The sequence below is a fragment of the Caballeronia sordidicola genome (assembly GCF_002220365.1).
Taxonomy (GTDB): Bacteria; Pseudomonadota; Gammaproteobacteria; order Burkholderiales; family Burkholderiaceae; genus Caballeronia; species Caballeronia sordidicola_C.
Window position 1 is genome coordinate 77,723 of record NZ_MTHB01000023.1, and the last position, 16,987, is coordinate 94,709.

The window sequence follows — 16,987 nt, forward strand, 5'->3', positions numbered from 1 at the left end:
CACGCCGTCGAAACTGCTTTTCGATCGTAGTAATTACGTGTCGCGGCCTTCGTTGACCAGACACGCTTAATCTCTGGAAACGCCCACGCACATTGGGTTACGCGTTGATACAAGTGATCACAATCAGCTCGATTGATGCACTTTAGAATGCCTTCAGCCCGCGATTCTCTGCGCGAACAGTCTTCGCGGGTCAGAAGCCCCGGTGTGCCCGCATCGGGGCTTCGCTTTTTTGGGCTGTCAGTTTGAGCGCCAGCGCCCTGCTCCGACTTTCCGCTCAGGAGTTTGACGGTCTGGGCCCGCGGAACTCACAGAGACCCTATATCTCGGCTATATCGGTGTTTGCAGCCGTCGAGGGAATGCAAAAACGAATATAAAAACGAATACAAAAGGCCGTTTCCGACTGAAGTCGGAAACGGCCTATTCGCGTGCGCTGCGCTTTATGCGCTGCGCGTGGAGATCAATGCGACGCGTGGTCGTGACCGTGATCGTGCTGATGCGCGCTGGGATCTTCAGCGGCCTGGCATGCCGGACAGATCCCCTTTAACTCGATGTCGTCGCCCGCCAGCCGATACCCGCTCGCCTCGACCTGGGACATCAGGCTCTGGCGCAACTGTTTTTGCTGCTGCAACTCGGTCACGCGGCCACATTGCTGGCACACGATCAGCACGCCATGCTGGCAATGCGTGAGATCGTGGCAGACGGTGAATGCGTTGATCGACTCGATCCGATGAATCAGCCCCGCCGACAGCAGGAAATCCAGCGCCCGATACACCGTGGGAGGCGACGCGTTCGGATGCATTGCCCGCATTTCGTCGAGCAACGTATACGCTTTGGTCGCGCGGCCCGAAGCCAGCAGCAACTCGAGCACGGTGCGGCGAATGGGCGTGAGTTTCTGACCACGCTCGCGACAATAATCGTCGGCCATCGTAACCGCCGCCTGGAGCGCGTCGGCGGACGAGTGGACGTGAGACTGGGCGTCGTTGGCGGGCATGTTCATAGGCGGATTATACGCTGCAGCATAAGGGCAGGCTCCAGGCGCGCGGCGTCATGGCTTTATTGCGGCTGCTCAGGCTTGGCCGGCGCAATGATCATGACCGGGGGCGTGGTATCGGTGGGCACGCCTTTGTAATCGGGTGGATCTTGCGGCGGCGTGTGATGAGGCACGGTGGCGTCGGCACAGGCGGACAGGAGCAGGGAGCAGATAAGCAAAGCAGCGAAACGCGGCATGGACGGCCCGGAAATGAGGTTCAGAAGGTCAGGAAGTTCGGAAACGAATACGGAAGGTGAACGCACAAGATTAAACGATATCGCGGATTGGCGAGAGAACGGAAACGCTGGGCGCAGGCGACGCGGCGCCCGTCATTGCAACAGCGCCAGAAATGGCAAAGGGGTCACGAGTTAAACTCGTGACCCCTTCATTTGAAACGTGGTCGGAGCGAAAGGATTCGAACCTTCGACCCTCTGATCCCAAATCAGATGCGCTACCAGGCTGCGCTACGCTCCGACAAGAACGAGATGATAGCGTTTTACTGATATCCGCGCAATCGAAACTATCTCGATCGTGGAGTCGGGCCGAAGTCGCAGCACGTTCGCGGCCTTCACCGGTCCGAATTGAAAACCGTAAGCAAACCTCAAGCCCCAAAAAGGCCCCCAAAAGGAGACATTGATGAACCTCATTCTCTGGCGCCACGCCGAAGCAGAAGACCAGGCTGCGAGCGATCTCGTGCGACAACTGACGCCGCGCGGCGTAAAACAGGCGCAGGGAGCGGCGAAGTGGCTGAAGAGCCGGCTAGACGACGACGCGGTGTTTCTCGTCAGTCCAGCCACCCGCACGATCCAGACGATGGAAGCGTTCAGCGACCGGTATCGCGTGGTGGAGGAACTGGCGCCGGGTGCAAGCGCCCAGGCCGTGCTGGATGCCGCGCAGTGGCCGCGCGGCGTCGCGGAGACTGTTGTTGTAGTCGGACATCAACCGACACTCGGGCGCGTCGCGGCTTCGCTGATGACCGGCCACGAAGCCGAATGGACTCTGAAGAAAAGCGGCATCTGGTGGTTCCAGCAACGCTCCCGCGCGGGCGACGATCAAGTCGTGCTGCGCGCGGTGACCAATCCTGACTTGCTGTAGCAAGAGACTGTAGTCGTAACCAACACAGCCCCAAAGGCGGCAAAACCGTGGCGTCGCGGTGACGCTTCATTGAATCGTCATAGTCACGCCATGCGAGCGTCATTCGGAATACTTACATTGGCGGCTAACGGTAATACGTCAGCCAAATCCACTTGGGGTTGCCAATGCAGAAATCGACGACACTCGCTTTATTGAGCACATCGAATGGACTGAGCGGGTCTGGTGGCTCAAACGTTGCCGAACTCCGCCGGCGATTGCCGAATGCGGCGGAGACCGTGGCGGGGCAACATCGGCTGCGGGTGTCGTGGGCGCATTCCGAAGCTGAATTGCGCGAAGCACAGCGCCTGCGGTATCGCGTGTTCGCCGACGAGATGGGGGCACAACTGAAGGGTCCGGCGGGCCTGGACGTAGACGCATTCGATGCCTTTTGCGACCACTTGCTGGTCCGCGACCTGAACACATTGAAGGTGGTGGGAACGTACCGTGTATTGCCCCCGCATCAGGCGGCGCGTGCTGGACGTTTGTATGCCGAAAGCGAATTCGATGTCTCCCGCCTCGCGCATCTACGCCCGAAGCTGGTGGAGCTCGGCCGCTCCTGCGTGCATGCGGATTACCGCAGCGGTGGCGTAATCATGTCGTTGTGGGGTGGCCTGGCGGCGTACATGAAGCAGAATGGCTACGAGACCATGCTGGGCTGCGCGAGCGTCGCAATGGCCGACGGTGGCCACTACGCCGCCGATCTGTACGAGGGGCTGGAAAAGGAAGCGCTGACATCGCCGGAATACCGGGCATTTGCGCATACGCCATTGCCGGTGCAGGAACTGCGGACGGGCGCCAAGGTAGCGCCGCCACCTTTGCTGAAGGGCTATTTGCGCCTGGGTGCGAAAATCTGCGGCGCACCGGCGTGGGACCCCGATTTCAATACGGCGGACTTCCTGACCTTGCTGCGTATATCGGAGATAGGGGAGCGCTACGCGCGTCACTTCATGGCCGACTGACAACGCCAACGCGCAACAAAAAAGCGGAAGAGACAAAGCGCGCCAGCAATAACAATCAAACCAACACCGCTGGCGCGACGACTCCGATGCACTGCGATGCCGAATTGACCGTGCGCGAAGGCGTATTCTATTCAAGCGCAAAAACAGGTTCGAAGTCCGACCTATTTTTGCATCAGGAGACATTCGAGGGAGCAGTGGCCCAAGAGAAGCCATCGCTTCCCGCCGGGATTCTCAAATGCCCGTATAGACTACCCGATACGGCTTGCCGATCTTCTCCCACTCAGCCGCTTCCTGAACGAGGCTGTAGTCGGTAAGCGGATTGAGCGCGACCCAATCGTTGGGCAAACGGACATCGAACCCGCCGTTGGCCACCGAGACCTGAATGGCCGGAAACCCGACATCCGCCCGCCGCCGGCAAAGCAGTGCAGCCAACCGCAGACAAAACAGCAAGGTCCAGTCGACATCCCGGGCCTGCGAAAGCTTGCCCAACTTCCCCACATGCCCAAGCACCAGCCCAGCTAAGCGCGCCTGATCGGTCCGCGAGAACCCGGGCATATCCGCATGACTCGCGATATACGCAGAATGCTTGTGATAAGCGCTATGCGAGATGGACAGGCCGATCTCGTGCAACGCCGCCGCCCATCCCAGGAACATGCGATTTTCGATCCGCCGTTCGGCATCGACATCAACAGCTTCCAGCTGCTCATAGAAGCTGATCGCCAGTTCGGCAATACGGCCCGATTGCTCGCCATCCACCGCATAGCGCCGCTTGAACCCCTCCACGGTCACCGTTCGCATGTCCTGGTGCTGCGTGCGCCCGAGCAGGTCGTAGAGCACGCCGAGCCGCAACGCGCCATCGGTGGTATCGACGTATTCAATCCCCAGTTCCTCGAACACGCCCAGCATGATCGACAAGCCGCCCGCGAGCACTGGAATCCGGTCAGCCTTCAACGCAACCAACTTCAGCCGGTTCACATTCTCGGCCTTGATCATCGCCCTCTTCAGCCTCTCCAGCCCGCCGCGTGAAATGCCGTGGGTGATGCCTGGATCGTTGAAACCATTCGCTTCGATCAGCTCGGCCAGCGCCCGCGCCGTACCTGATGATCCAATTGCCTGATCCCAGCCCGTCTGCTTGTATTCGCTCGAGATAATCTCGATTTCGCGCTTGGCGGCGAGTTCGGCTTGCCGCATTGAATATTCATCGACATTACCGGCTGCGAAAAACTGCCGGCTATGACTCACGCAGCCTATATACAGGCTCTCCATATGAATGGGCGTATAGTGCGAGCCGATAATAAATTCCGTCGATCCACCGCCTATATCCACTACAAGCCGCTTGCCTGCGCTCGCCGGCACCGAATGCGCGGCGCCTGCATAAATAAGGCGCGCCTCTTCCCGACCGGCAATCACTTCAATCGGAAATCCGAGCGCGTTCTGAGCTTCGGCCAGGAATTCGTCGGCGTTTTTAGCCACACGCAACGTATTCGTCGCGACCGCGCGCACATGGTCGGGATGGAAGTCCCGCAGCCGTTCGCCGAAGCGCTTCAGCGCGTCCCAGGCGCGCAGTTGCGAGGCCCGGTCGAGGAATTTGTCCCGCGACAGGCCGGCCGCAAGCCGCACGGGTTCACGTAGCGCGTCGACCTGGTAGATCGGACTGCCGGAGGGCGTCTCCTCGACGCGTCCGACGATCAGCCTGAAGCTGTTCGATCCGAGATCTACGGCTGCCAAAAGATGAGGGGGGTTGACCATCGATTTTCCAGGTTCCGTAGGGTTGTGCCCGCGAGCGCCTTGCAGCTCCAAGCGGTCCGGGCCGCATTTGAACACGCCGAGCCGCAGCAGCGCGCCAATTTTAAGTCCAAGCGGAGGACTGTGCTGGTCTGGTAAATAATCCAATGCAGCAAACTGCCCCAATGAATCGATTTCGTCTGGTCGAGGAAACAGGACGCAACGCAGGGCAAACTTTGCCAGAATCAACCTTACCCGAGACCTGCGTTAGATTTATGACACCACGTTTTCACAAAAACGTCATCATACTGTGATGCATTCCGAGCGATCCTTGCACATTCTGTTATTTTGACTGCCAATACTATCGATGTCCTTACGCTATCCCCTTCTTAATCGCGAACTGGGCATTCTGGGTTTTAACGAACGAGTATTGTCGCAGGCCGCCGATACCGCCGTCCCGCTGCTCGAACGGCTCCGCTTTATCTGCATTACCAGCAGCAACCTCGACGAATTTTTTGAAGTCCGCATGGCCGGCATGCAGGAACAGATGCGCGACAACCCGGGCTCGCTCTCGCCCGACGGCATGTCGCTGCAGCATGTGTACGACCTCGTGGTCGAGCGCGCGCATCGCCTGGTCCATCAGCAATACGTCATGCTCCAGGACACCGTGTTTCCCGCGCTGGAAAGTGAAGGGATCTACTTTCACGGCGTGGAATCCTGGAGCGAAGCGCAGACCGATTGGGCGCGCGATTATTTTCAGAACGAGTTGCTGCCGGTACTGACGCCGATCGGACTGGACCCCGCGCATCCGTTTCCGCGCGTGCTGAACAAGAGCCTGAACTTCGTGGTCGAGCTGGAGGGCCGCGACGCGTTCGGCCGCCAGGCAATGATGGGCATCGTGCAGGCGCCGCGCGCGCTGCCGCGGCTCGTGCGCATGCCCGAAGCGCTGTCGGGGTATCCGCACGGGTTCGTGCTGCTGAGCTCCTTGCTGCAGCGTTTTGTCGACGCGCTGTTCCCGCATCTGGTCGTGCGCAGTTGCAACCAGTTCCGCATCACGCGCAACAGCGAATTGTTCGTCGATGAAGACGAAATCACCAACCTGCGCGTCGCGCTGCAGGGCGAACTGCCCGCGCGCCATTTGGGCAATGCGGTACGTCTGGAAGTGTCGGCGGAAACGCCGCCGCACATGATCCGGCGCCTGCTTGACGAAAGCGAGCTGAACGACCGCGATTGTTATCGCGTGGACGGGCCGGTGAATCTTGTGCGTCTGATGCAGTTGCCCGAGATGGTCGATCGACCGGACCTGAAGTTCGTGCCGCATATTCCGGCTGTGCCGAAAGCTATCGCGGCAACATCGAATCTCTTCGACGCCATCGATCAGGGCGACATCCTCCTGCATCATCCGTACGAGAGTTTTCAGCCTGTGCTCGAGCTGCTGCTGCAGGCGGCCAAGGACCCGCAGGTGGTGGCGATCAAGCAGACCATCTACCGGACTGGCACCGACTCGCCGCTGATGGACGCGCTGATGCAAGCCGCGCGCAACGGCAAGGAAGTGACTGTGGTAGTGGAACTGCTCGCACGCTTCGACGAAGAAACGAACATGAACTGGGCGTCGCAGCTCGAAGCCGTGGGCGCGCACGTGGTGTACGGCGTGGTCGGCCACAAATGCCACGCGAAAATGATGCTGATCGTGCGGCGCGTTTCCAAGAACGGCAAGATGATGCTCAGGCGTTATGTGCATCTGGGTACGGGCAACTATCATCCGCGCACCGCGCGTCTTTATACCGATTTCGGCGTGATGACCTCGGATCAGGAAGTCTGCGAAGACGTGCATCACGTGTTTCAGCAACTCACCGGCATCGGCGGCGAGCTGCGCCTGCATCAGCTCTGGCAAGCGCCTTTTACGCTGCATCCGAATCTGATGGAAGCCATTCGTGCTGAAGCCGACAACGCGCGGGCGGGCAAGAAAGCGCGGATTGTCGCCAAGATGAATGCGCTGCTCGAACCGACCGTGATCATCGCGTTGTATGAAGCATCACAGGCAGGCGTGAAAATCGACCTGATCGTGCGTGGCGTCTGCGCGTTGAAACCCGGCGTGGAAGACCTGTCCGAGAACATTACGGTGCGCTCCATCGTCGGACGTTTTCTCGAGCATCACCGCATCTTTTATTTTTACGCGGGCGGAGAAGAGAAGGTGTATTTGTCGAGTGCGGACTGGATGGATCGCAACTTCTTCCGGCGCGTGGAAGTGGCATTTCCGGTGAACGACCGGCGCCTGAAACGGCGCGTGATTGCCGAAGGACTCTCAGTGTTTCTCGGCGATAACCAGTCGGCGTGGCTCATGCAAAGCGACGGGCATTATCAGCGGCGGCGTCCGGGCAAGTCGATGCGCAATGCGCAATTGGGCCTGCTCGCGAAGTTCTGCCCTTGATGGTCTGAAGGACTGGTCTGACTGACTGGTCTGAATGAAGGCTTGAACGTGCGCTGCCGCAAGGCACGTCAAGCCGCGTCATTCCCTCAAGCGGCAATCGATTTCCTCAAGGCCGTGCGGGCGGCCGCAAACTTCACCGAGAAGGTGCTTCCCCGCCCTTCCTCACTCCTGACTTCCAGGTCGGCCAGATGGCGTTGCAATACGTGCTTCACGATCGCAAGCCCAAGGCCCGTGCCGCCGGTATCGCGTGAACGGCTTCTATCCACACGATAAAACCGCTCAGTCAAGCGCGGAATATGTTCGGCCGGAATACCGAGTCCGCTATCTCGCACGGAAAACACTGCGCGATCCCGAACGCGCTGCCACGAAACATCAATCGTTCCACCATCCGGCGTATAGCGAATCGCATTCGTCACCAGATTCGCGAGCGCACTGACAATCTCCGTTTCCGAACCGGACACTGTCAACGCTTCATCCACATCGAATGTAATTCGATGCCGGCCGTTCGACAGATTATCCGCGTCTTCTTCAAGATGGCGCAGTACCGCGCGCATATCGAGAACGTCGTCGCTGGGTGGTTTGACATCACCCTCCAGATTCGCGAGCACGAGCAGATCGCGCACGATGTTCTGCATCCGCGACGACTGCTGCTCCATCATCTCCAGATATCGCGCCCGGTCGGATTCATTCAACGGCAATTCGCGCATGGTTTCAAGAAAGCCGGACAGCACGGTCAACGGCGTCTTCAACTCGTGCGAAACGTTCGCGACAAAATCGCGGCGCATGGAATCCGTTCTTTCCAGTTCCGTTATGTCCTGGGTCAGAATCAGCTTCCGGTTTTCTCCGTAGGGGAATATTTGCACCGACAATACATGCTGCCGGTTCAGTCCCATCCCCCGCATCACCAGCACCGACTCGTAATGCTGCGAAGCGAGATAACGAACGAAGTCCGGTTGACGCACGAGATGCGTGATGTGCTGGCGCAGATCGCGTTTGGCGTCGAGACCGAAATGGGTTTCGGCAATAGCGTTGCACCACTCTATCTGGTCGGTGTCGTCGAGCATGGCGACGCCATTCGGCGACGCCTGAATGCCCTGGATAAACCGTGAATGCTGCTGCTCGACCTGGCGCACCTGCGCGTGCCAGCGCTTCGCAAGCTTATGCAGCCGATAGTAAATCTCACCCCACACGCCAGGCGCGCTCGGCACTTCGCCGTACACGGGGGCGTCGAGCAAACGCCACAGGCGCTGCGTATGAAAGGTAGTGAAGAGGGTTTGCAGAACCAGCATGATGAGCGCGAAACAGAGCGCGGCGCGCACTCCGAACAGCGCGCCGACAATCCCGCTCAATACCGCGAGCAACGCGAGGGACACGAGAGAACGCGTCCAGATGATATTCATGAATTAGCGGATCGAGATTATTGCCACGCGACCACGATTGGCCGCGGGCTTCAGTCACTCTTCTCATTTACTCCATCAAGCGCTCTTGGCCAGCCGGTAACCACTGCCGCGAACCGTTTCAATCATAGCATCGCATCCAGCCGGCTTTAAGGCTGCGCGCAGACGCTTGATATGCACGTCCACCGTTCGCTCTTCCACGAATACGTGATCGCCCCACACCTGATCCAGCAATTGCGTGCGGCTATGCACGCGCTCAGGATGCGTCATGAAGAAGTGCAGCAAGCGGAACTCGGTCGGTCCGAGATCGAGCTTGATATCGTCGCTTCCCTGACCGTTCGAATGCGCTGCCACCCTATGGGTAGCCGGGTCAAGACGCAAGCCGTTGATTGCAACCACGTCTTCCGTCAATTGCGGCGCGCGCCGGCGCAATACCGCCTTGATCCGCGCCATCAATTCTTTCGGCGAAAATGGCTTCGTCACATAATCGTCCGCGCCAATTTCAAGTCCGAGCACCTTGTCCTGCTCGTCGCCGCGGGCAGTGAGCATGATGATCGGAATATGTTTCGTGCGTTCGTTGCCCCGTAATTCCCGAGCAAAGGCAATGCCGGATTTACCCGGCAGCATCCAGTCGAGCAGTACCAGGTCGGGCAAGACGTCGCTGATCAGGTTTTGCGCCTGTTCCGCGTTATAAGCACGAATGGGGCAATGGCCCGCGTGTTGCAGATTCACCGAAATCAATTCGGAAATCGCGGGTTCGTCTTCTATAACGAGAATGCTGCTGGGCATCGGCACCTCTGTAACCTTCTTCGCGTAAGTTAAACAACCAACATCCGGATCACAACAGAATCAGCTCAGTGCTTCGCGTTCAAGTTGATCGCGCGACACATGGCGGACATCCGTTCCCTTCACAATGTAAATAATGAATTCCGCAATGTTCTTCGCATGATCGCCAATCCGTTCGACCGCTTTAGCGATAAACAGATAGTCGAGGCCCGCCGAAATCATGCGCGGATCTTCCATCATGTACGTGACCAGCTTGCGCACGAAGGCGCGGAATTCTTCGTCAATGGCTTTATCGTCACGAACGATCTGAGCGGCGGCGACCGTATCCAGGCGCGCGAATGCATCTAGCGCACGGCGCAGGATGGAGACCGCCATTTCGCCGGACAACTTGATTTCCGCGATATTGACGTTACGCCCCATGCCATCTTCATTGATACGCCTTACGCGCTTGGCGATCTTTTCGGCTTCGTCGCCGGCGCGCTCGAGATTCGTAATCGTTTTCGAAATCGCCATCAACAAACGCAGGTCACGCGCGGCCGGCTGACGGCGCGCAATGATGTTGCTGCATTCCTCGTCGATCTCCACTTCCATGGTGTTCAGGCGCTGTTCGGCGAGCACTACCGCTTCAACAATTTCCATGTCGAACGTATTGAGCGCCTGCATGGCGTTGATGATCTGGGATTCGACCAGACCGCCCATTTCCAGCACCTTGGATGACACCGCATTCAGATCGGCGTCGAACTGGCTCGACAAATGTTTATCGGACATATGTGCTCCTGAAGTCCTTTTTTTAGCCCGTTATGAATCGGCGACAACGTGGCGACAAACCCAGCCGCGCGATTCAACCAAACCGGCCGGTGATGTAGTCTTCCGTTTCCTTGCGGGACGGTTTGATGAAGATCTTTTCCGTATCGCCGAATTCAATCAATTCGCCCAGATACATATAAGCAGTGTAGTCCGAACAACGCGCCGCCTGCTGCATGTTGTGCGTAACGATCACCACCGTGTAATCATCCTTCAGTTCGGCAATCAATTCTTCAATGCGGCCCGTCGAAATAGGGTCGAGCGCGGAACACGGTTCGTCGAGTAACAGCACTTCCGGGCGAATGGCAATGCCGCGCGCAATGCACAGTCGCTGCTGTTGTCCGCCCGACAGGCCATAGCCGCTTTGCTGCAGCTTGTCCTTCACTTCGTTCCACAGCGCCGCTTTCGTCAGCGCCCATTCAACGCGGTCGTCCATTTCCGAGCGCGACAGTTGCTCGAACATCTTTACGCCGAACGCAATGTTGTCGTAGATCGACATGGGAAACGGCGTCGGCTTCTGGAACACCATGCCAACCCGCGCACGCAGCAGCGAGATATCGCGGCTGGTATCGAGCAGGTTGTTGCCGTCCATCAGGATCTCGCCTTCCGCGCGCTGCTCCGGATACAGCGCGTACATCTTGTTGAATGTACGCAGCAGCGTCGACTTCCCGCACCCCGACGGACCGATGAACGCCGTCACCTTATGTTCAGGAATCCGCAGGTTGATGTTCTTCAGCGCATGAAACTTGTTGTAGAAGAAGTTGAGGTTGTTCACCTCGATCTTCGGTTTCATCGATCCAACCGGCGGCGCGTGATGGGCCGGCTTGAAGCTGCCCGGCACAGCACCACGCTCAACCGGGCTTGTGCCTGCGTTATCACCGCTGGCGGCCGGATTAGCGTTCCGGGCGCTCACATCGCTTGCGACTGTGTTCATGGAATGATTTCCGCCTTATTTTTTCGAGAAGATCGTGCGTGCCAGGATGTTCAGACCGAGCACGCCGAGCGTGATCAGGAACACGCCGGCCCACGCGAGCGCTTGCCATTGGGGGAACGGGCTCATCGCGAACTTGTAGATCGTGACGGGCAGGTTCGCCACCGGCTGATTCATGTCCCACGAGAAAAACTGGTTGGACAGCGCCGTGAAGAGCAGCGGCGCGGTTTCGCCAGTGATGCGTGCAACAGCCAGCAGGACGCCCGTCACGATGCCGCTGACCGACGCCTTCAGCGTGATCGAACAAATCATCTTCCACTTCGGCGTGCCGAGTGCAAAGGCCGCTTCACGCAGCGCGTTCGGCACCAGTCGCAGCATGTTTTCCGTTGTACGGATCACGATGGGGATCTGCAGCAACGCCAGCGCGATCACGCCCGCCCAACCGCTGAAGCGCCCCATTTGCGCGACCACCAGCGCATACACGAACAAGCCGATCACGATCGACGGGGCGGACAACAGGATGTCGTTAATGAAACGCGTCAAGCTCGCAAGCCAGCGCTTGTCGCCATATTCGGCGAGATACACGCCCGCGAGAATCCCGAGCGGCGTGCCGACGAACGTGGCGAGGAGCACGAGCATCAAGCTGCCGACGATCGCATTCAGCAAACCACCGCCATCGGTATTAGGCGGGGGCGTGTTCTGCGTGAACAGATCGATCGACAAACCGCCAATACCCAGCTTGACCGTGGTGAACAGAATCCACACGAGCCACAACAAACCGAATGCCATCGCAGCCAGCGACAACACCAGCGCGAGCACGTTCTTGCCGCGGCGACGCCGCTGCAACTTGATGCGCGTGGCTTCTTCCCGTTCCGGATTGCCGGAGCCGGGGAATTGAGTAGTGGTCCGGTTCACTTGCCACCCTCCCCTTTTTCGAGGCGAAGCAGCATGAGTTTGGACAGCGAAAGCACGATGAACGTAATCAGGAACAGGATCAAACCGAGCTCCATCAACGCCGACGTGTGCAGTCCCGGACTCGCTTCAGCGAATTCGTTGGCGAGCGCCGAGGTAATGCTGTTGCCTGGAGAAAACAGCGAGACGTTATCGAGCAGATTCGTATTGCCGATCACGAACGTCACGGCCATTGTTTCACCAAGCGCGCGGCCGAGGCCGAGCATCACGCCGCCAATCACACCGGTTCGCGTAAAGGGCAGCACGATTTTCCACATCACTTCCCAAGTCGTGCAGCCAATGCCATACGCCGATTCCTTCAGCAAGACCGGCGTGACTTCAAACACGTCGCGCATCACCGCCGCAATATACGGAATGATCATGATCGCCAGGATCACACCGGCGCACAGAATGCCGATGCCGATGGGCGGCCCCTGGAAAAAGCGGCCGATAAACCAGACATTGCCGAGCAGCTTGCCCAGCGGTTTTTCGAAATAAGTCGCGAAAATGGGTGAGAACACCAGCAGACCCCACATGCCGTAGACAATCGACGGGATGGCCGCGAGCAGTTCAATTGCCACGCCGAGCGGCCGGCGCAGCCATGCGGGCGCGAGCTCGGTCAGGAACAGCGCGATGCCGAAGCTCACCGGCACGGCGATGATCAGCGCAATGATGGACGTGGCAATGGTGCCGTAGATGGGCACGAGCGCGCCAAAGCTATCGGTCTGTGGATCCCAGTCGGAACGCCAGAGAAAACTGAGGCCAAATTTTTGCAGCGTAGGCAGCGAGGCCACCACCAGCGACACGATAATGCCGCCCAGCAGCAGCAGCGTGATGACGGCGGAAAGCCGCGTCAACCCACCGAAAACGATATCACCGAGTCGTCCCGGAGCGCGTTGAGCGCGGCTGGCGGGTGGAGTCGATGAGAAGTTGATGTCCGACATGGGAACCTTCGGAAGGGCCGCGCGGCGGATGCCGCGCGGCAATACGGACAAAAAAGCCAGATGCTTGTTGCTTACCGCTAAGAAAAAGCAGCTTACTGCGCGACAGCCTTGCCCGATGCGTCCTTCACCTTCGATTTCCACTGCGTTTCGATTTCGGCGATCACCGAATCAGGCAACGAAATGTAGTCGAGGTCATTCGCTGCTTGCGTGCCGTTCTTGAACGCCCAACCGAAGAACTTCAGCGTTTCCGCGCCTTGCGCTTCCTTGTCCTGCGTCGTGTGCAGCAGCACGAAGGTTGCGCCCACGATCGGCCATGCGTCCTTGCCCGGCTCGTTCGTCAGGATCTGATAGAACGACTTCGACCAGTCCGCGCCCGCTGCCGCTGCCTTGAACGTTTCCGTCTTCGGCTCGACCACCGCGCCCGACGCGTTCTTCAGGTCGACGTACGTCATCTTGTTTTGCTTAGCGTACGCCCATTCCACGTAACCAATAGCACCCGGCAGACGCTGGACGAACGCGGCGACGCCGTCGTTGCCCTTGCCGCCCGTGCCCGTCGGCCAGTTGACCGTCGAACCTTCACCCACCTTGGCTTTCCACTCAGCGTTCACCTTGGACAGATAGTTCGTCCAGATGAAGCTCGTGCCCGAACCGTCGGCGCGGCGTACGACAGCAATGTCGTCATCCGGCAGCTTCAGCTTCGGATTCAGCGCGACGATAGCCGGGTCGTTCCACTTCTTGATCTTGCCGAGGTAGATGTCGCCGAGAACTTCACCCGACAGCGTCATCTCACCCGCTTTGATACCCGGCACGTTGATCGCCGGAACTACGCCGCCAACCACTGTCGGAAACTGGAAAAGCCCCTGCTTGGCCAGCTCGTCGTCCTTAAGCGGTGCGTCCGAGCCAGCAAAATCCACCGTCTTCGCGATGATTTGCTTGATGCCGCCCGAGGAACCGATTCCTTGATAGTTAACCTTGCCGCCGCCTGACTTCTGATACGTATCGGCCCATTTCGTGTAAATCGGTGCAGCGAAGGTACTGCCCGCGCCGGTGATGTCCGCAGCTTGCGCCGACATCGCGAACATTGCGCCGACGATGCCTGCGAGCGCGGTGTGCATCAATTTCATGTGATCTCCAGGGTTGTGAGCAAGTGGCTCGACACCGCGAAGGATAGGGTTTCAATGTGACAGTCCGATGACTAATGATGAAGCCAGCGTGACAACAGGCTTACGATCGCGAAAGTTCATGGTGTGATGATTTGAATGCGGAGGCTTGATGGGACTGCGGTTGAGGCTATTCAGCTGGTTTTCTTTCAAATATTTTCCTGACCGGACATGCCGTGTGATGTCGCGGCCTTGGGTCGTGTGATTCCTTGGATTGGTCGTTTCCTTTTGATCCAATTCCGAGACCTGAATTCGCGGCGGAGGTCGACATGCAAAAACGCCACGGCGCAAACCGTGGCGTTTTGTATGCAGGTCCTTCTCTACGATCAGGTTGTTGCGTCCTTCACCACCCTCGCAATACTTTCGGCGTGTGCGAGCGCATCCGCCTCTGACGCAGCCTCCACCATCACGCGCAGCACCGGCTCCGTTCCCGACGCGCGGATAAGCACCCGGCCATGGGATTCCAGCGCGCGCTCGGCGCCTGCGATTGCCTGCTTGATGGCGTCGCTGCTCTTCCAGTCGGCATCCGGGCTCATGCGCACATTGATCAGCTTCTGCGGGAACAGCGTCACACCGTCGAGCAGGTCGGCAAGCGGCTTGCCGCCGCGTTTTATTGCCGCAAGCACGAGCAGCGCCGAAACAATGCCGTCGCCCGTGGAGTGCCGGTCAAGCGACAGGATATGCCCGGACCCTTCCGCGCCCAGCATCCAGTTGTTCTCACGCAGCTTCTCCAGCACGTAGCGGTCGCCCACGGCCGCGCGCACGAACTGCACGCCCGCCTGCTTCAACGCAACCTCTACCGCCATGTTCGTCATCAGCGTACCGACCGCGCCGTCCACATGCCCGTCCGTCGCAATGCGGTCCTTCACCAGCACGTACAACAATTCGTCGCCGTTGTAGAGCCGTCCCGAAGCATCGACGACCTGCAGGCGATCCGCATCGCCGTCGAGCGCAATGCCGATATCCGCACGATGCTCTTTCACCGCGCGCACCAACGCGTCGGGCGCAGTGGCTCCCACGCCGTCGTTGATATTGAAGCCGTTCGGTGACACGCCGATCGTCACCACTTCCGCGCCAAGCTCGTGGAAAACCTGCGGCGCGACGTCGTACGCAGCGCCGTGAGCGCAGTCGACCACCAGCTTGAGACCGTGCAAATCGAAGCTGGCCGGGAACGTACTCTTGCAGAATTCGATGTAGCGGCCGCGTGCGTCGTCTAGCCGGCGGGCCTTGCCCAACAGCTCGGACGGCGCGCACGACATGGGTTCCTCGAGTTGCGCTTCAATCTTCAACTCGACTTCGTCCGGGAGCTTGTTGCCGTCAGCGGAGAAAAACTTGATGCCGTTGTCGTAGTACGGGTTATGCGATGCGCTGATCACCACGCCCGCCGCCAGGCGCAGAGCACGCGTCAGGTAGGCGACGCCCGGCGTCGGCATCGGGCCGGCCAGCATGACGTCAACACCCGCTGCCGAAAAACCCGACTCCAGTGCCGCTTCCAGCATGTACCCCGACACCCGGGTGTCCTTGCCGATCAGCACGGTCGGGCGGCTGCCGCGCTGCGCCCATCGATCCGCTCCCGCCAGTACTTTCCCGGCTGCATAGCCCAGCCGCAACACGAAATCAGGCGTGATCGGAGCCTCGCCGACCTTGCCGCGAATACCATCTGTTCCAAAATATCGACGTGCCATTGTTTCGTTCTTATCCTTGCGCAAAATTAAGCGCGAACGGTGAAATCCAAACCTCTCAAGGCAATCGCAATGCCTATGCTTTCGAAGCGCCGCTCATTGAGTTGTGTTGTGTCTTGCATTACGCTTAACGGCAGCGCGCACGGCTTGCCACACCTTCAATGCATCGGCAGTTGCCGCGACGTCGTGCACCCGCACAATTGCCGCGCCTCGCTCGGCCGCGCACACCGCCGCCGCCACGCTCGCTGCCACGCGCTCGACCGGTTGCATTCGCCCGGTCACCGCGCCAAGCATCGACTTGCGCGACATTCCAGCCAGTAACGGGACGCGCGAATTCTCGGGCCGTGTCTCGGCGAAATGCGCCAGCAAAGCGTAATTATGATCGATCACGGACTTGCCGAACCCAAATCCGGGATCGAGGCAGATCCGCTCCGCGCCGATTCCCTCCGCCATCAGCGCACGCAGCCGTTCCTCGAAAAATTCCCGCACCTCTGCCACGACATCGCGGTACACAGGCTCATGCATCTGCATGGTCTGCGGCTCGCCAAGCATATGCATGACACAGACCCCGCACGTGCTGTCCTTGACCGCATCGAGCGCGCCTTCACGACGCAAGCCCCAGATGTCGTTGACCATATCCGCGCCGGCGTTCAGCGCAGCGCGCATGACGGCGGGTTTGTAGGTGTCGATGGAAAGCGGCACACCCGCCGATCGCAACGCTTCGATAACCGGGATGACGCGCTCGAGCTCTTCGTCCAGCGGAACGGGCGGCGCGCCCGGGCGGGTCGACTCACCGCCAATATCGATCATGTCGGCGCCGTCGCGAATCATCTCGGCGGCCTGTGCGAGCGCCGCGTCGCGCGCGACGAAACGGCCGCCATCTGAAAACGAATCCGGCGTGACATTGAGAATGCCCATGATCAGCGGACGCTCGAAGGTCAGCGTAAACCGGCCGCATTGAAGCGGCTGAGCAACAATGTGAAAGTTGTCCGGCAAAGGTGAAGACAGCATAGTGGTCGAGCGATGCGATGAAGAAGCTACGTTTTTAGACCG

15 protein-coding genes and 1 tRNA gene are annotated in these 16,987 nt (G+C 59.2%); 3 read left to right on the forward strand and 13 right to left on the reverse strand.

Annotated features, from left to right (window positions below; genetic code table 11):
- Positions 1–457: 457 nt before the first annotated feature.
- From BSU04_RS02780 to BSU04_RS02785, 3 genes are all read right to left on the reverse strand, one after another.
- On the reverse strand, positions 458–997 hold the full coding sequence (locus tag BSU04_RS02780) for a Fur family transcriptional regulator (protein ID WP_089159152.1): 540 nt from the start codon (positions 995–997) through the stop codon (positions 458–460).
- A 56-nt stretch (positions 998–1,053) separates the two neighbouring features.
- Positions 1,054–1,293, reverse strand: coding sequence for a hypothetical protein (locus BSU04_RS46210; RefSeq protein ID WP_218827222.1), 240 nt, complete (start codon positions 1,291–1,293; stop codon positions 1,054–1,056).
- Positions 1,294–1,427: 134 nt separating this feature from the next.
- Positions 1,428–1,504: transfer RNA gene (locus BSU04_RS02785), tRNA-Pro, on the reverse strand.
- A gap of 162 nt (positions 1,505–1,666) precedes the next feature.
- Here BSU04_RS02785 and sixA point away from each other — a divergent pair.
- Positions 1,667–2,125 (forward strand): phosphohistidine phosphatase SixA, encoded by a 459-nt coding sequence (gene sixA / locus BSU04_RS02790; RefSeq protein WP_089159153.1) that lies wholly within the window; start codon positions 1,667–1,669, stop codon positions 2,123–2,125.
- 164 nt (positions 2,126–2,289) lie between these two features.
- Positions 2,290–3,123, forward strand: coding sequence for a GNAT family N-acetyltransferase (locus BSU04_RS02795; protein ID WP_089159154.1), 834 nt, complete (start codon positions 2,290–2,292; stop codon positions 3,121–3,123).
- A gap of 231 nt (positions 3,124–3,354) precedes the next feature.
- Here the strand turns inward: BSU04_RS02795 and ppx are convergent, their stop codons facing one another.
- A complete protein-coding gene (gene ppx / locus BSU04_RS02800; RefSeq protein WP_089159238.1) occupies positions 3,355–4,872 on the reverse strand; it encodes an exopolyphosphatase in 1,518 nt (505 codons plus the stop codon).
- Positions 4,873–5,215: 343 nt separating this feature from the next.
- On the opposite strand from ppx, the gene ppk1 reads away from it, so the two are divergent.
- The gene (ppk1, locus tag BSU04_RS02805) at positions 5,216–7,279 is read left to right on the forward strand and encodes a polyphosphate kinase 1 (protein WP_089159155.1); all 2,064 of its coding nucleotides are present in this window, start codon (positions 5,216–5,218) and stop codon (positions 7,277–7,279) included.
- 86 nt (positions 7,280–7,365) lie between these two features.
- Here ppk1 and phoR read toward each other — a convergent pair whose 3' ends face one another.
- The 9 genes from phoR to folP all read right to left on the reverse strand — a co-directional run bounded on the left by phoR (position 7,366) and on the right by folP (position 16,945).
- A complete protein-coding gene (gene phoR, locus BSU04_RS02810; RefSeq protein WP_089159156.1) occupies positions 7,366–8,679 on the reverse strand; it encodes a phosphate regulon sensor histidine kinase PhoR in 1,314 nt (437 codons plus the stop codon).
- Positions 8,680–8,754: 75 nt separating this feature from the next.
- Complete coding sequence (gene phoB / locus BSU04_RS02815) at positions 8,755–9,465, reverse strand: phosphate regulon transcriptional regulator PhoB (RefSeq protein WP_089159157.1); 711 nt, start codon at positions 9,463–9,465, stop codon at positions 8,755–8,757.
- Positions 9,466–9,525: 60 nt separating this feature from the next.
- A complete protein-coding gene (phoU, locus tag BSU04_RS02820; protein WP_031363386.1) occupies positions 9,526–10,230 on the reverse strand; it encodes a phosphate signaling complex protein PhoU in 705 nt (234 codons plus the stop codon).
- Between the two features lie 73 nt (positions 10,231–10,303).
- Positions 10,304–11,059: a phosphate ABC transporter ATP-binding protein PstB gene (pstB, locus tag BSU04_RS02825; RefSeq protein ID WP_031363387.1), complete on the reverse strand. Its 756-nt coding sequence runs from the start codon at positions 11,057–11,059 to the stop codon at positions 10,304–10,306.
- Between the two features lie 156 nt (positions 11,060–11,215).
- Complete coding sequence (gene pstA, locus BSU04_RS02830; protein WP_089159159.1) at positions 11,216–12,112, reverse strand: phosphate ABC transporter permease PstA; 897 nt, start codon at positions 12,110–12,112, stop codon at positions 11,216–11,218.
- A complete protein-coding gene (gene pstC / locus BSU04_RS02835) occupies positions 12,109–13,092 on the reverse strand; it encodes a phosphate ABC transporter permease PstC (RefSeq protein WP_089159239.1) in 984 nt (327 codons plus the stop codon). The genes pstA and pstC overlap by 4 nt, the downstream gene beginning before the upstream one ends.
- Positions 13,093–13,184: 92 nt before the next feature.
- A complete protein-coding gene (gene pstS / locus BSU04_RS02840; RefSeq protein ID WP_089159160.1) occupies positions 13,185–14,216 on the reverse strand; it encodes a phosphate ABC transporter substrate-binding protein PstS in 1,032 nt (343 codons plus the stop codon).
- Positions 14,217–14,578: 362 nt separating this feature from the next.
- Positions 14,579–15,937: a phosphoglucosamine mutase gene (glmM, locus tag BSU04_RS02845; protein ID WP_089159161.1), complete on the reverse strand. Its 1,359-nt coding sequence runs from the start codon at positions 15,935–15,937 to the stop codon at positions 14,579–14,581.
- Positions 15,938–16,030: 93 nt separating this feature from the next.
- Positions 16,031–16,945: a dihydropteroate synthase gene (gene folP / locus BSU04_RS02850; protein WP_089159162.1), complete on the reverse strand. Its 915-nt coding sequence runs from the start codon at positions 16,943–16,945 to the stop codon at positions 16,031–16,033.
- Positions 16,946–16,987 lie beyond the last annotated feature (42 nt).

Bases quoted from the DNA above. Each gene is read 5' to 3' on its own strand.
- BSU04_RS02795 (WP_089159154.1), top strand. From the start codon at position 2,290: ATGCAGAAATCGACGACACTCGCTTTATTGAGCACATCGAATGGACTG.
- glmM (WP_089159161.1), bottom strand. From the start codon at position 15,937: ATGGCACGTCGATATTTTGGAACAGATGGTATTCGCGGCAAGGTCGGC.
- pstB (WP_031363387.1), bottom strand. From the start codon at position 11,059: ATGAAACCGAAGATCGAGGTGAACAACCTCAACTTCTTCTACAACAAG.
- pstS (WP_089159160.1), bottom strand. From the start codon at position 14,216: ATGAAATTGATGCACACCGCGCTCGCAGGCATCGTCGGCGCAATGTTC.
- phoR (WP_089159156.1), bottom strand. From the start codon at position 8,679: ATGAATATCATCTGGACGCGTTCTCTCGTGTCCCTCGCGTTGCTCGCG.
- phoU (WP_031363386.1), bottom strand. From the start codon at position 10,230: ATGTCCGATAAACATTTGTCGAGCCAGTTCGACGCCGATCTGAATGCG.
- pstC (WP_089159239.1), bottom strand. From the start codon at position 13,092: ATGTCGGACATCAACTTCTCATCGACTCCACCCGCCAGCCGCGCTCAA.
- ppx (WP_089159238.1), bottom strand. From the start codon at position 4,872: ATGGTCAACCCCCCTCATCTTTTGGCAGCCGTAGATCTCGGATCGAAC.
- phoB (WP_089159157.1), bottom strand. From the start codon at position 9,465: ATGCCCAGCAGCATTCTCGTTATAGAAGACGAACCCGCGATTTCCGAA.
- sixA (WP_089159153.1), top strand. From the start codon at position 1,667: ATGAACCTCATTCTCTGGCGCCACGCCGAAGCAGAAGACCAGGCTGCG.
- folP (WP_089159162.1), bottom strand. From the start codon at position 16,945: ATGCTGTCTTCACCTTTGCCGGACAACTTTCACATTGTTGCTCAGCCG.
- ppk1 (WP_089159155.1), top strand. From the start codon at position 5,216: ATGTCCTTACGCTATCCCCTTCTTAATCGCGAACTGGGCATTCTGGGT.
- BSU04_RS02780 (WP_089159152.1), bottom strand. From the start codon at position 997: ATGAACATGCCCGCCAACGACGCCCAGTCTCACGTCCACTCGTCCGCC.